This window comes from Nitrospirae bacterium CG2_30_53_67 (assembly GCA_001873285.1).
Taxonomy (GTDB): Bacteria; CG2-30-53-67; CG2-30-53-67; order CG2-30-53-67; family CG2-30-53-67; genus CG2-30-53-67.
In genome coordinates this window covers 1-14,762 of sequence record MNYV01000007.1, presented here as the reverse complement: position 1 = coordinate 14,762, position 14,762 = coordinate 1, and the positions used below count along the sequence as shown (strand labels likewise).

Below are 14,762 nucleotides of genomic sequence, written 5' to 3'. Positions count from 1 at the left end.
TATTTCACTTGAATCCTTGACCCCTTGAACCCTCGAACCCTATTTACCCACTAAATGGGAGAAGAACCTAATATCTTAAAGGGTCACACATTTGTCCCATTATATCGCAAAACGGATACTCCTGCTGATCCCCATCATCCTCGGTGTCGTCACCCTGGTCTTCTTCCTGGTCCACATGATCCCCGGGGACCCGGTGGAGATCATGATGGGGGAACAGGCGCAGGCAGCGGACAAGGAGGCCCTGCGCCATGAACTCAGGCTGGACCGGCCCGTGGCCGAGCAGTACAGAGTCTTCCTCTCAGGCCTCGTCCGAGGGGAACTGGGCCGTTCCATCCATTCCCGGGAAGCGGTCACGGAGATTATCCTGAAACGGTTCCCCGCCACATTCATCCTGACCCTCGCCGCCATGATGGTTGCCCTGCTCATCGCCATCCCCATCGGGATCCTCTCCGCAACCAAGCAGTATTCGCTGATGGACAATGCCTCCATGCTCTTCGCCCTGATCGGGATCTCCATGCCCAACTTCTGGCTGGGCCCTCTATTGATCCTCTTTTTTTCCATCCGGCTCGGCTGGCTTCCGGTCTCAGGCATCGGAGGCGTTCAACACCTGATCCTTCCGGCCGTGACCCTGGGCATGGGCATGTCCGCAATCCTGACCCGGATGACCCGATCCAGCATCCTCGAAGTGATCCGTGAGCAATACATCGTCACGGCCCGGGCCAAGGGGCTTGCCGAGAGGGTGGTCCTCTTCAAACATGCCCTGAAGAATGCGCTCATCCCGGTGATCACCATTATAGGCCTTCAGTTCGGCGCGCTCCTTTCGGGGTCCATCATCACCGAGACCATCTTTTCCTGGCCGGGCATCGGACGCCTCCTGATCCAGGCCATCAACCAGCGGGACTATCCGGTGGTGCAGGGGACGGTACTCTTTATCTCGCTTTGCTATGTGCTGGTCAACCTGCTGACCGACCTGCTCTATGGGGCGGCGGACCCCAGGATCCGGGTTGGGGGAAGGGGGGCAGATGCGTAAACACCGGCTGGCCCTGATCGGCTTGATCATCGTCCTCGTGATGACCACGGTTGCGGCGCTCTCGCCTTATGTCGCGCCCTATGATCCGTCAGAGCTTGACCTGGCTGGAAACCTGAGCGGGCCCACGCTCTCCCATCCCCTGGGACAGGACAAGCTGGGCCGAGACATCCTGAGCAGAATCCTGTACGGCGCCCAGGTCTCGGTGAAGGTGGGGACCGTGGTTGTCGGCATTTCACTCTCGGTGGGACTGCTGATCGGCTCTCTGTCGGGTTATGCCGGAGGCTGGATAGATGAAATCATCATGCGGATCATCGATATCCTCCAGGCCTTCCCGGGAATCCTTCTGGCCATCGCCATGACCGCTGTCCTGGGGCCTTCGCTGAATCACGTGATCTTCGCCCTCTGCCTCACCGGATGGGTGGGGTATGCCCGGCTGATCCGGGGGCAGATCCTCACGGTCCGGGAGCGGGAATATGTACAGGCGGCACGTGCCCTGGGCGCGGGCCCATTGAGAATCCTGATGCGCCATATCCTCCCCAATACCCTGGCCCCGATCATTGTTGAAGCCACATTCGGCTGTGCATCCGCGATCCTGGCCGAAGCGGGCCTCTCTTTCCTGGGGCTCGGTACCCAGCCGCCCACCCCCTCCTGGGGCTCCATGCTCAACGAGGGGAGCCACTTCATGCTCGTGGCGCCGCACCTCACGATCTTTCCTGGGATCGCCATTATGCTGGTGGTCATGGGATTCAATTTTCTCGGAGACGGGCTCAGGGACTGGATGGACGTGCAAAGAAATTAGGCACGGACCCTTTCAATTTAATTTGCCCAGTTGTTTTAGACATAAAACGCCGTAATAGGTGCTCGGAGGAGATGCGCCGTATCCGGGTTGGGGCCCGAAACCGCCGTTCTCAGGAATGTAGAGGGACGCGATAAACTCATAGATGCTGTCCCGGTTGACTTCTCCGCCTGCGGAGAGATCCGCAAAGGCCTCCAGTACATAGGCCATGTCCTGAATGGTAGGTTGCGTGGTGTACGTTTCTTCGAGATGGAGTCCGGCGTAGCGTGTCTCCTTCAGGTATTTCACCGCGCCGGCTTTTACTTCGTCATTCAACGCCCCGAGGATCTTGAGGGTGTGCACGGCTGCGAAAGTGGATGGCGGCCTTGACGGTTTTCCTTTTTCCACCCCGAAGCCTTTGTCTTTGTCGCGGAATGACATAAGATACGAAACAGCCTTCTCCTTGTTTAATCCCTGCAGGGCGCCCAGGAGATCCAATGAAGCAATGCCATAGAAGGAGGTCATCACGGAGCTGTATTTGCTCTTGGGGCCGGCCCTCATTCCGCCGTCTTCCTGGGAGAGAGAAAGCACGAACTGAGCGGCCTTTTTCTTATCGACAGCCTCAAAACTATTCAAGACCTCCAGCGTTTTCAGGGCAAAATATGTGGAGACGAGATCAGGCTCGGACGTGAATCCGGGCTCGGCCACGAATCCGCCATCCGGGGTCTGACAGGCCCGGATGTAGTTGATGATCTTCTTTTGGGCCTCGGGGGCGATCTTCTTTTCCAGGGACATGGAGGCAAAGGCATAGTAGTATGCGAACGAGAGGGATTCCGGAAAACCGGGCCGCATTTCAGCCCACTCTTGCAGATAGCCGGCCGTGCGTTTGAGATCAATCTCAGGATTTTTCTTGGTGTCTTCCTCAGCGGGTGATCCGAAGGGATATGCAAACAAGGCACACACAAGGATCAAAGTGATCCTTCTTGTAAATTTTGCAGTCATAAATTTACTCTTCCTCATATAGGGGGTGAAATCCCTTGAGGGGGGATCGCTCCCCCCCCAAGGTGAAACGGCCGAGGCGTTACGTCGCACAAAATCGCCCTCAGTCCGTGTTTATGGCTGGTGACTCGGTGTTCCGATCCGGCTGCTCTTTCCGATGTGGCAGACGTCGCATTTCCCAAGAGGCCAGGCGAGCCCCTGTAGGCGTACGTTCTGCTCGTTGTCGATAGCCTTCTTGGAGGGGAGAAGCCCGTGCGGCTCCCCGTGGCAGGTCTGGCACAGGATCTGTCCTTTCTTATGACCCGAACTTCCGAGGAACTGGCCGAAGACCGCCGGGGTCCCCACCAACTCTTGCGTGTTGGTGTTATGGCAGTCGGAGCAGGTGGGCAGGGTGCTGTAGTGCCAGGGTTTATCCATCTGCCCGGTGGAAACTCTCTGGAACAGATCCCCGTGACAGTCCGTACACCAGATGTTATGTGCGCTCTTGCCGGATCCGATTTTTATCGTGGTGTGAACCTCCCTGTAGCAGTCGAGCGTCCCGTTGCCGCCGGGATGACACTGATAACAATTCTTCTCAATGTTTGAATCATAGAAGGTCTGAACCTCCGCGCTCTCCACGTGGAACTTGTGCAGGACCTTGGAGAAGGGAGAGATCGAGGTATACCCTTTGCTCTTGGCATAGTTGACCCAGGTCGCGTCCAGAGCTGCGCTGCCGCCCACGGCCAAATCACTGTGGCACTTGCTGCAGCGTACCGGTGTGGCCAATCCTGTCAGGTGTCCGTAGGAATCGTAGGTCCCTCCCACCAAGGCGAGGACATCTACGCCGGTGTCACGAGTATGGGCATCCATCATTTCTTCAAAGACATCGTAGGGGTCCGGGCAGGTGCCGCAGGCCCCCTGTTTGATGTAACCTTTGCTTGCGGCCACGTCCTGATGGCAGTTGCAGCAGCCGCCGAAGGCAATGGGCAGGGTGGTGCTGGTGGTGCCCAGAACCGCCGAGGTGGCTTTGTCCTTCACCGTCACGTCCCAGTGGAGGTAGGCCTTTCTCTTGTCGCCGAAGGGTCCGATGAAATCGCCCTGGGTGTCCAGAGGCGGATACGCAGGCGCCCCTTCCGCGAGCCAGTACTTGGCATTACCCGGTGAAGAAGTGAGGATCTCCGGTGTCATGACGCCGCTCAGTCCGTATCCAGCAAGGCCTACCCGGTTGGTGCGGCTGATGCCGCTCCCGGGGAAATGGATATTTGCCGTGTCCAGCCATCTTAAATACTCAGGGTCTTTGGACAGGTCATAGGGGCCGTTATCGCCGTAAGTATTTTCACGTATTTTGTATTCCACGGTCAGCTTGGTGCTGTCGTTCATGGGAACCGGCGGTGAGCCCCTCTTAATCACCTGGACCCTCAGTGTGTTCCAGGGCGGAAGGAGCATCATAATGTCGGCTCTCGGGCAGACGCAGTGCATGCCCAGGTCGTTATAGCCGGCAACCACATAGTCGTTCGATGACGTTCCTCCCGCATACACTGCCGTCATCGTCGTTTTAGCGCTCATGGTTAAAGTCACGGTCTTATTTGTTGAATAATCCGCTGTTCCCTTTTTCCACCGCTTATCTTTTATGAGTAAAGACAAAAAGACATTGAAATGCTGAGGGTATCCGCATAAAATTTTAAATATCGTTTATATGTTAATTAATTATTGATATTAGATAATTTGATTTATTATTTATTATGTTAGCTTCATATATAATCTTGATGTGTACCAATTCCCCGATCAAGCCTGCCCTCGACTGCGATCGGGGGTCGGGGAATGACGCTCTTAGAGAAATGTTTACCCATAAATTTGCCGCAGACCCAGATTGGAGGGGGTAACTTGACTGCTGGGACAAAACATAATAGAGTGACTCATTAAAATTGATCCCGGTTTTTTCTTTTAAACTCACAGACAGGGAACGGACATGAATGGTTCAGCGATGGAAATGATGATCAGGAGGTTTTATGCTGGATTGCTTGCCGCCATATCCATATTCTCCCTGCTGATTCCTTCGGCCTTTTCGGCTGATGCCTTTTCGCCGGAGGCCGGTGCGCCGGCCAAGGCCGAGAATACGCCGTCTTTGGGGAGTCTCGGTGACCTGGTGGTCACGATGACGAGACTTCGGGAGCGTGCCGCCATTCAGGAAAAAGAAGTCACAGATTCCCCGGACATGGCCGAAACCGAGAAGAAGATCTCGGAGGCAGGCGAGAGGGTGAATGAGCTTGCCGCTCAGTTCGATGCATTGAAGCAGTCGAAGTCATACGGGACCATTCAGATTGAGGATCTCAAGGATATGGCAAGAAGCGAGGCCGAGGAACTCGGCCGGATCAATGAAGATCTTTCCTCGGCCCTGAACCTATCGGGCTCGATTCAGAAGGAATGGTCTGATGAAAAGGAAAAATGGAATGCGTGGCGGCTCTCGCTGAAAAAAAACGTTCCTTTTGGACCCTTGAAACCGACCTTTTCAGAAGCCGGCCGGATCATTGACAGTATGATTGATCTCTCCAACTCAAGACTGAAATCCGTGTTGGAGGTCCAACGCAAGGCCGAAAAGGCGGAGAAAGAGATCCAACAGGTATCCATGGAGTTGGATGCGCTGCTGAAGACTGTCCGTGGAGACATCTTCAGGAAGTCATCCCATTCCATGTTTTCACCCAAGTATTACACCCTCTTCAAGAAGAATCTATGGACCGAATTTATGGGAGGGGTTCGGTCCGCCGAATGGCCGGATAAAGAATTTTTCATGAGCCAAGGCTGGGTGGCGGTCTTGCAGCTTTTTTTCGCGCTGGTCCTCATGATGGGCATCTACCGGCGCCGCGGACTGCTAAAGGCATCGGACCGGTGGCGATTCCTTCTCATGCGCCCCTTTTCCGCAAGCCTTTTTCTTTCAGTCTCCTCGCTCTTTCCCCTGTACGGCAGCGCAGTCCCGTCTGTATGGCGGCTTGTGCTCTGGATAGCGGCCAGCCTTGCCGCGGCACGGCTGGTCGGAAGCCTCATCACCCTGCCGTGGAAGCGGAGGCTGGTCTATCTGCTTGCATGCCTTTTCCTTGCGGCCCATTTCTTTTCCGTGTTCGGTCTGCCCGAGCCTGTATTCCGTCTCTATGTTTCTTTTGCAGCTTTGTGCGGATTCCCTCTATGCTTCTGGAGAGCGGATACCAGTGTCAAGAGAGGCGACTCCCCCCTGTACACTTGGGCGCTCCGTCTGGGCGGAACGGTTTTTGCCGTGATACTCGCCGCAGAGGTGGGCGGCTACAGCGCCCTGGCCACCCATCTTTTTGATTCCACGATCAAGACGACCTTCCTGGTCCTTCTTGCCTGGGTGGCCGCGACCATCGCGCGCGGCGCATTTGAGTTCATCGTGTCGAACACCTTTCTCAAAAAATTTACAATGATCCGCATCAACAGGAACATGATCGTCAAACGTCTGGGGATGTTCACGGACCTCTTGATCGGATTCATTGCCCTGATCCTTATTTTGGAAATCTGGAGGGTATTCGAAACGCCCATGGATGCGCTGAAAGGGCTCTTCTCTTTGGGGTTTGCCGTCGGGGAACATCGCTTTACGGCCGGACACATGATCACCGCGGCGGCGGTGCTTTACAGCGCATTCCTGGTATCCTGGACCTTGCAATCGCTTCTGCTCCATGATGTTTTTCCCAAGAGTCAGGTGGAGCACGGAACCGGTATTTCGATTGTCCGGTTATTTCACTACCTCTTGGTTCTCGTGGGGTTTATCCTTGCCCTGGGGGCTGTGGGCTTTGAACTCAAGAACCTGGTCATCCTTACCGGCGCCTTAGGCATCGGCATCGGTTTCGGGCTTCAGAATATCGCCAACAACTTTGTGAGCGGCCTCATCCTTCTCTTCGAACGTCCGATTAAAGTCGGCGACATCGTGCAGATCAGCGGCGAGTGGGGGGAGGTCAAACAGATCGGTCTGAGGGCAACCGTGGTCCAGACCTTTGACCGTGCGGAAATCATCGTTCCTAACAGTGATCTGGTTTCGAGTCAGGTGACCAACTGGACCTTGTCTGACAAGATGGTCAGGCTCGTCATCCCGGTGGGGGTAGCATACGGCTCCGATGTCCCACTGGTGATGCGGCTTCTCTTTGAAGCGGCCCATAGACATCCCTTGGCGCTCAAAAATCCCGAGCCGCAGGTGCTGTTTTTAAGTTTTGGTGAAAGCTCTCTGAACTTTGAACTTCGTGTCTGGATTGGGGATGTGCGGAAACTTGTTGAGATGAAGAGCGAATTGCACATGGAGATTGACCGGACGTTCAGGGCATCCGGAGTGGAGATCCCTTTCCCCCAGAGGGACCTGCACGTGCGGAGCGTGGATGCATCCGCTGTGGACAGGCTGTTCAGAAAGACGCAGACGCCCCCCGGACCTGCCGGAAATATCCGGTGATCTTCTCTTTGAAGGTGAAAACATCGCTGAAGGCGAACGGGGCATTTTATGGCATTAGTCAGTTTGCAGGGTGTCCATGTCAGCTTCGGCGGACCGCCATTGCTTGAAAGTATTGATCTCTCCATTGACCGGGGCGAGCGGGTCTGCCTCATCGGAAGGAACGGGACAGGCAAGTCGACGATCCTGCGGCTCATCACCGGCGAAGTCAGGCAGGATGATGGAAAGATCGTGTTTCAGCAGGGCATGCAGAGCGCGCTTCTGGCCCAGGAGGTCCCACAGGCGCTTTTGGGGAGTGTGTTCAACGTGGTATCGGGCGCGTTGGGCGAGCAGGGGAAACTGCTTTCCGAGTATCGCCATCTGAGCAATAAACCGGCCCATGATCACAGCGAGAAGCTGATGGCAGAGATCGAGAGTGTCCAACACAAGTTCGAGACCGCCGGGGGCCGGCAAATACAGCAGCGTATCGAGACGATTCTCTCTCGCCTGAAGCTTCCTCCTGACGCCGAGTTCTCCGAGCTTTCAGGCGGCCGGAAGCGCATGGTCCTGCTCGCAAAGGCGCTGGCAGGCGAGCCGGACCTCCTGCTTTTAGACGAACCCACAAACCATCTGGACATCGGTGCCATTGCCTGGCTTGAAGCGTTCCTGCTTTCTTTCGGCGGGACCCTTGTTTTCGTAACCCACGACCGTATGCTGATCCGGAAGCTGGCCACGCGGATTGTTGATCTTGACCGAGGCAGACTGACGAGCTGGCCTGGGAATTACCAGGCCTATCTTGAACTCAAGCAGGCTGCGCTTGATACCGAAGCTGCGGAAAACGCAAAATTCGACAAAAAGCTGGCCGAGGAGGAGGCCTGGATCCGCCGGGGCGTCAAGGCGCGCAGGACGCGGAATGAAGGCCGCGTGCGCGCGCTCAAGGAACTCCGAAGGACCCGGAGCGAGCGGCGAGAACGGACCGGTACGGCGCATATGCGAATACAGGAGGCGGAGCGCACGGGCAGGCTTGTGATCGAGGCGCGGAACGTGAGCCACAGCTACGAAGGCAGCGAGGTGATTCGAGACTTTTCAACGGCCATCCTCCGCGGCGATAAGGTGGGTATCATCGGTCCAAACGGCGCCGGCAAGACCACGCTGCTTAAAATCCTGCTCGGCGATCTACCCCCCACGAAAGGGACGATCCGGCACGGCACGAATATGGAGGTGGCTTACCTCGACCAGCACCGCGCCCAATTGAAGGATGAAAAGTCCGTTCAGGATAACGTCTCGGGCGGAAGCGACTATGTGACCATCAACGGCAGCCGGCGGCATGTCATCGGTTATCTGCAGGATTTTCTTTTTTCGCCTGATCGGGCGCGCAGTCCCGTGAAGGTCCTCTCCGGCGGGGAGCGGAACCGCCTGCTGCTCGCCAGGCTTTTCACCAGGCCGTCGAACGTGCTCGTGCTCGACGAGCCCACGAATGACCTGGACATCGAGACCCTTGATCTGCTCGAAGAGCTTCTGATGGACTATCCCGGCGCCGTGCTGTTGGTGAGCCACGACCGGGCGTTGATCAATCATGTCGTCACCAGCACGCTCGTGTTCGAAGGCAAAGGCCGGGTGAATGAATACGTCGGCGGGTATGACGACTGGCGCCGGCAGAGGAAACCGGCCGCTCCCGTGGTCCCGGTCAGGAAGGAAGAGACAAGGCAAGGCACGCGTCCTCAGGCTGAGAAACGACGCAGGCTGAATTTTAAGGAGCAGAAGGAGCTTGAAAGCCTTCCCGAGCGCATCGAAGCGCTCGAATCGGAACGGCAGCAGATCCATGCGTCTATGGCTGACCCGGCCTTTTATCGCGAAAGCGGCGGCTCAGTGTCTGCAACCAAGTCAAGGCTTGAGGCGCTGGAGAAAGAACTGGACCAGGTCTATGCGCGGTGGGAGGCGTTGGAGGATCTGAAATGACAATGGAAAACAAGTTGTTGACAAAAAAGACAAAATCCCTATAATAAATTCATAATCAGCGGGGCACCCTGCCGGTTAGGGGGGAGATCATCCAATCAGCCGCAGCCTGTTTTCCGCGAGAGTGGCGAAATTTGGTATACGCACTAGACTTAGGATCTAGCCCGCTTTGCGGATTGGGGGTTCGAGTCCCCCCTCTCGCACCATCGGTCCCTCATATCAAATCCTGACCTTTAGAGATCGGGTAAATAATCGCTGATGGTTGAGATGCCGGGGCGCGTTATTCCCGGGGGGCTCCTGTCCGGGAGGGTTCATAGAGAGCCATATCATTCGATGTCTGAAAGGAAGAATAAAATGGAAAACCAAGAGGAGAAAGAGATAAAACTGAGCGTGGAGGAGCCGAGCCGGACCAAGAGGGTCCTGAAGGTGGAGGTTCCCACGGAAGAGATTGAACTGGAATTCAAAAAGACCTATCAAAACCTGCAGAAAAAGGTCAAATTCCCGGGTTTCCGTCCGGGCAAGACCCCGATCTCCATGATCCGCAGCCGTCTCTCTCGTGATGTGCACGAGGATCTTCTTCAACGGATCATCCCTGACTATTACGCCAAGGCCCTGGAGAAGTCGGCCCTTAAACCGGTGGATATGCCGATCATCCGGAATGTCCACCTCAGCGAAGGTGAGCCTTTCCGTTTTGATGCCACGGTCTATATCAAACCGAAGTTCGAGGTCAAGGATTACAAGGGGGTGCCGAGATCCAAGAAAGAGACCAAGATCACGGATGAGATGGTGGACCGGGTGATCCGGGACATGCAGGAGAGGTTAGCGGAACTCTCTGCCTATGAAGATGAAGACCACCAGGTGGTCAGGGGGGACGTTGCCGAAGCGGACATTGAAGGTTTTGTGGACGGCAAACCCATTGAACGGGGCAAGGGGACCGGTCAGCTTATCGAAGTGGGCGAAGGTAAGATGATTGCCGGGTTGGAAGATGGGTTCCTGGGAATGAAGAAAGGTGAGGCCAAGGAGATTCCCGTGACCTTTCCTGAAAATTACCATGCCGCCGGACTCTCCGGGGCAAAGGCGGTCTTCAAGGTGAACCTCAAGGACATCAAACAGAAAAAACTTCCGGCCCTGGATGATGAATTTGCAAAGGATGTGGGCGAGAGGTTCGGGACCCTCAACGAACTGAAGGCTGAGGTCCGCAAGGGGCTGGAGGCCGAGGAGGCCAAGAGAATCCGGGAGGACCTGCATCTTGAGATCATGGATGAGGTCCTCCGGAGGAACCCGATCGAAGAACTTCCCGAGATCATGATCGAACGTCAGAAGAAGGCCCTGAAGGAGAGCTTTAAATCGAACCTCCACCGTTCAGGCAAGGAGCCGAAAACCGAAGAGATCCATGGAGTGGTGGAGGAGACGGTGCTGGATAAAAAGGCCCGGAGAGATGTCGCCTGGAGTTTTATTATCGAACAGCTTGCGGAAAAAGAAGGAATCACGGTCACACCCGATGAGGTTGAATCCGCCCTGGGAAAAAGGGCATGGGAGTCTTCCATGTCTAAGGAGGTATTAAGGGATCTCTACATGAAACAGGTGGGTTCGCTCGAACCTTTCAGACTCATGCTCTTAAACGAAAAGATCCTTGACTTTTTGCTTGAAAATGCTAAAGTTACAGGGGAAGACGTACATGAAACCGAGGGGGGAGGCAAGGAGTAACCCTCTCTTTTTTTGATAACCGATTCAACTGGTCGGTAAGGAGTATTCGAATGACGCTTATTCCCATGGTGGTGGAACAGACGGCACGGGGCGAACGGGCCTATGATATCTATTCCCGGCTGCTCAAGGACAGGATTATCTTTGTGGGGACCGCCATCGATGACTATATGTCGAACCTGATTATTGCCCAGCTTCTGTTTCTCGAAGCCGAGGATCCCGATAAGGACATCAACCTGTACATCAATTCTCCGGGCGGCATCGTCACTTCCGGACTGGCCATCTATGATACCATGCAGTATATCAAGCCTCAGGTTTCCACCATCTGCATCGGGCAGGCGGCCAGTATGGGGGCGGTCCTCCTGGCCGCCGGAACCAAGGGGAAGCGTTTTGCGCTCCCCAATACCCGGATCATGATTCACCAGCCCCTTGGCGGATTCCAGGGTGTGGCTTCGGACGTGGAGATCCATGCAAAGGAGATCCTGAAGATCAAGGAAACCCTGAATGAAATCCTGGCCAAGCACACGGAACAGCCGGTCAAGAGGATACAGAAGGATACGGACAGGGACTTTTTCATGTCCGGTACCGAGGCCAAGGAGTATGGGCTGATCGATGAAGTGATTGCCCATCGTGAAGGGGCTGCTCCCGGAGAAAAGAAAGAAAAAGAATAGGAAAGGAAAGTGAGATGAAAAAAAGTGATCCGTCAGGGACTTTGAAGTGTTCTTTCTGCGGCAAGAGCCAGGAAGACGTGAAAAAACTGATTGCAGGTCATACCGTGTACATCTGCGACGAGTGCATCAACCTCTGCAACGAGATTATTGCAGAGGAGATGCAGGTCAAGAGGATTGACAAGTTTGATAAGGTCCCTCAGCCTCGAGTCATCAAGAAGGTTCTCGACGATTATGTCATCGGCCAGACCTATGCCAAGAAGGTTCTCTCAGTGGCCGTGCACAACCATTACAAGCGTCTGGCCACCAATATCAATCTCGGAGACGTGGAGATTCAGAAAAGCAATATCCTTCTGGTCGGACCCACGGGATCCGGCAAGACCCTCCTGGCCCAGACCATGGCCCGTATCCTGGACGTCCCATTCGCCATCGTAGATGCCACGACCCTGACCGAGGCTGGATATGTAGGCGAGGATGTGGAAAACATCATACTGAAACTCCTGCAGAATGCGGATTACGACGTGGAGCGGGCGCAGCAGGGGATCATCTATATCGACGAGATCGACAAGATCGCCAGGAAGTCGGAAAACCCGTCCATTACCAGGGACGTCTCGGGTGAGGGCGTGCAGCAGGCCCTTCTGAAGATCATCGAGGGGACCGTGGCCAATGTCCCGCCGCAGGGAGGGAGGAAACATCCTCACCAGGAGTTCCTGCAGGTGGATACCACGAACATCCTGTTTATCTGCGGAGGCGCCTTCGTCGGGCTGGACAAGATCGTCGAAAACCGGATGGGTGAAAAGGCCATGGGATTCGGCGCCAAGATCCAGAGCAAACAAAATAAGCCGATCGGGGAGATCCTCTCCAGGGTTGAACCCGAGGATCTGTTGAAGTACGGGATGATTCCGGAGTTCGTCGGCCGGCTCCCGGTCCTCGCCGCCCTGGACGAACTGGACGAGGATGCCCTGGTCCGGATTCTGACCGAACCCAAGAACGCCCTGATCAAACAGTACCAGAAGTTTTTCGAGCTTGAGGGAGTAAAACTGAAATTCACCCAGGGGGCATTGGACGGTGTGGCGAAGACCGCCCAAAAGCGCAAGACCGGCGCACGTGGGCTCAAGGCGGTTCTGGAAAACGTGATGCTCGACGTGATGTATGAGCTTCCCTCCCAGGTGAACGTGAAGGAATGCATCATCTCCGAGGAAGTCGTCAAGGGTCTGGAGCAGCCGATCCTGATCTATGAACAGAAGGAAAGCGCATAGTTGTGGGTAAAAAGGGGTCGAGGGTCCAAGGGGTCAAGGAATCAAGTGAAATACTTAAATGCAAGTAAAATCTCCAGAGAAAAATACTGGAACCCTTGACCCCAAGATGCCGTAGTGTAGTGGCCGTAGCAGAGGGTCCCGGCCCTGGAAAAGTAGATTCAACGAGATGCCGGGATCTAACGACAAAAATAGACAAAAGTGGGACACGCGAAGCGTAACCCTATGACCCTCGGCTCTTTATGTTTTCAGTATTTCACTTGACCCCTGGAATCCTTGAACCCTTATGTTTTCACCCGCTCTTTATGAAAATCCTCTCTGCAGAGTTCGTTCTTTCCGCTGTCCATAGGAAAGACTATCCGGTAAAGCGCCTCCTTGAAATCGCCTTTGTCGGGCGCTCCAATGTGGGGAAATCCTCTCTGATCAATGCCCTTCTCAACCGGAAAAAACTCGTCAAGGTCAGCTCCACACCCGGCCGTACCCAGATGATCAATTTTTTTCTGATCAACCAGTCCTTTTTTTTTGTGGATCTTCCGGGGTATGGATTTGCAAAAGTGCCGAAGGATGTTCGGGAGCGCTTCGGCCCCATGGTGGAGCAATATCTCGAAGAGAACCGGCATCTCACCTGCGTGGTCCATATCCTGGATGCCAGGCGCCGGCCGGGAGAATTGGACAGAATCATGCGGGAGTATCTTCTCTCTCATGGAATCCGAATCTTGACCGCGGCCACGAAATCGGATAAGATCACCATGGGGCAAAGAAAGACGCAGGTCCTGAAGATCCGGGAATCCATGGGATTGTCCGGAGAAGATCCCCTGATCTTTTTCTCCGCCGTCACGTCCGAGGGGCGAAATGAAATCTGGAAGGCAATCAATCCGCTCATCTGATCTATTCTGGAAAAAAGAGTTAGAATGAAACCACAGAGCTCTGTGGTTCGGGTTTTGATATACCATTGAACAAGGGAGGAAGATCAGCATGAAAAGTTTCGTTACAATGTTCATGAGTGGATTGGCATCGGTTTTCTTTATGACCACGCATCTTCATGCGGCTGAACCCGGGAAGGGCGAGCCCCAAGCCGTTTTGGAGACGGATTTTGGAAAGATCCTCATTGCCTTTGATCCGGATGCAGCCCCGAAGACCGTGGAGAATTTCAAAAAGCTTGTCAAGGAGGGTTTTTATAACAAGACTTATTTCCACCGGGTCATCCCCGGTTTCATGATCCAGGGAGGCGATCCCAACACCAAGGACGACGACCGGAGCAACGACGGCATGGGCGGGCCGGGTTATACCATCCAGGCCGAGTTCAGCAGCCGCAAGCACGTGAGCGGAACGGTTTCCATGGCAAGGTCCATGGATCCCGACAGCGCCGGGTCGCAGTTCTTCATCTGCGTGGCCGCGGCCCCCCATCTCGACCGCCAGTATACGGTCTTCGGCCATGTCGTCGAAGGGATGGACGTGGTCGGCAAGATCGTCAGCGCTCCCAGGGACCGCATGGACAATCCGTTGAAGTCCATCTATATACAGAAGGCCTACCTGAAGTAGAGACGGCTTTCTGATTTGCGCCGTCAGAGAAAGAAAAAAGGTCAAGGATGGCTTGGGGCCGGATGATCATGGATGTTGGTCTTCTTAAATGCATGGTCTTCCAGGTTCAGGTTCCAGAAGTTTCTGTTGGCTGTCGCGTTCCCGGAGAAAAAACCGTTTCCTGAAATAGCGCATGTATTGATGTCATACCAGGGCCAGACTCCACTGAGGGTCTTGGTCATTTGGCCGCAATGGTTCTGTCCTGTAAAATTCCCCTTGGCAAACCCAGCCGATTGATTGCCGCATTCCGGACCCATGTAGGTCGGCATTTGCCATAGACCTGAAATTTGATTGCCTTCCGATAAGATCCCTTGATAGATTGAAACTCTTCCGTCCATGGGATTCGGATCAGCCCCCCCTTTGAACCTGAGCGTACCTGATACAGGCA

Annotated in this window: 12 protein-coding genes, 1 tRNA gene and 1 pseudogene; 10 read left to right on the top strand and 4 right to left on the bottom strand. The window is 54.8% G+C overall.

The annotated features are described in order from the left end of the window. Positions 1 to 91: 91 nt before the first annotated feature. Both AUK29_00295 and AUK29_00290 read left to right on the top strand, forming a co-directional pair. A complete protein-coding gene (locus tag AUK29_00295; protein ID OIP66677.1) occupies positions 92 to 1,030 on the top strand; it encodes a hypothetical protein in 939 nt (312 codons plus the stop codon). Beyond that, positions 1,023 to 1,829, top strand: a complete 807-nt coding sequence (locus AUK29_00290) for a hypothetical protein (GenBank protein ID OIP66676.1) — start codon at positions 1,023 to 1,025, stop codon at positions 1,827 to 1,829. The genes AUK29_00295 and AUK29_00290 overlap by 8 nt, the downstream gene beginning before the upstream one ends. Positions 1,830 to 1,841: 12 nt before the next feature. On the opposite strand, the gene AUK29_00285 is transcribed toward AUK29_00290, so the two are convergent. Then, complete coding sequence (locus AUK29_00285) at positions 1,842 to 2,807, bottom strand: hypothetical protein (GenBank protein OIP66675.1); 966 nt, start codon at positions 2,805 to 2,807, stop codon at positions 1,842 to 1,844. A 111-nt stretch (positions 2,808 to 2,918) separates the two neighbouring features. Then, positions 2,919 to 4,331, bottom strand: coding sequence for a hypothetical protein (locus tag AUK29_00280; protein OIP66674.1), 1,413 nt, complete (start codon positions 4,329 to 4,331; stop codon positions 2,919 to 2,921). Between the two features lie 436 nt (positions 4,332 to 4,767). Between AUK29_00280 and AUK29_00275 the strand changes: the two genes are divergently transcribed. From AUK29_00275 to AUK29_00240, 8 genes are all read left to right on the top strand, one after another. Next, positions 4,768 to 7,233: a hypothetical protein gene (locus AUK29_00275; GenBank protein ID OIP66673.1), complete on the top strand. Its 2,466-nt coding sequence runs from the start codon at positions 4,768 to 4,770 to the stop codon at positions 7,231 to 7,233. A gap of 48 nt (positions 7,234 to 7,281) precedes the next feature. Next, positions 7,282 to 9,168 (top strand): ABC transporter ATP-binding protein, encoded by a 1,887-nt coding sequence (locus AUK29_00270; protein OIP66672.1) that lies wholly within the window; start codon positions 7,282 to 7,284, stop codon positions 9,166 to 9,168. Positions 9,169 to 9,283: 115 nt separating this feature from the next. Further along, a tRNA-Leu gene (locus AUK29_00265) sits at positions 9,284 to 9,371 on the top strand. Positions 9,372 to 9,519: 148 nt separating this feature from the next. Then, complete coding sequence (locus tag AUK29_00260; protein ID OIP66671.1) at positions 9,520 to 10,872, top strand: trigger factor; 1,353 nt, start codon at positions 9,520 to 9,522, stop codon at positions 10,870 to 10,872. Between the two features lie 50 nt (positions 10,873 to 10,922). Next, entirely contained in the window at positions 10,923 to 11,540 is a 618-nt protein-coding gene (locus tag AUK29_00255) for an ATP-dependent Clp endopeptidase, proteolytic subunit ClpP (GenBank protein OIP66670.1), read from the top strand. A 14-nt stretch (positions 11,541 to 11,554) separates the two neighbouring features. Then, positions 11,555 to 12,796 (top strand): ATP-dependent protease ATP-binding subunit ClpX, encoded by a 1,242-nt coding sequence (locus AUK29_00250; protein ID OIP66669.1) that lies wholly within the window; start codon positions 11,555 to 11,557, stop codon positions 12,794 to 12,796. A 302-nt stretch (positions 12,797 to 13,098) separates the two neighbouring features. Beyond that, positions 13,099 to 13,680, top strand: a complete 582-nt coding sequence (locus AUK29_00245; GenBank protein OIP66668.1) for a hypothetical protein — start codon at positions 13,099 to 13,101, stop codon at positions 13,678 to 13,680. Between the two features lie 139 nt (positions 13,681 to 13,819). Then, positions 13,820 to 14,335, top strand: coding sequence for a peptidylprolyl isomerase (locus tag AUK29_00240; GenBank protein ID OIP66678.1), 516 nt, complete (start codon positions 13,820 to 13,822; stop codon positions 14,333 to 14,335). 41 nt (positions 14,336 to 14,376) lie between these two features. Here the strand turns inward: AUK29_00240 and AUK29_00235 are convergent, their stop codons facing one another. Then, positions 14,377 to 14,556, bottom strand: coding sequence for a hypothetical protein (locus AUK29_00235; protein OIP66667.1), 180 nt, complete (start codon positions 14,554 to 14,556; stop codon positions 14,377 to 14,379). Further along, a pseudogene (locus AUK29_00230) lies at positions 14,553 to 14,762 on the bottom strand (hypothetical protein). Before AUK29_00230 ends, AUK29_00235 begins: the two are co-directional and overlap by 4 nt.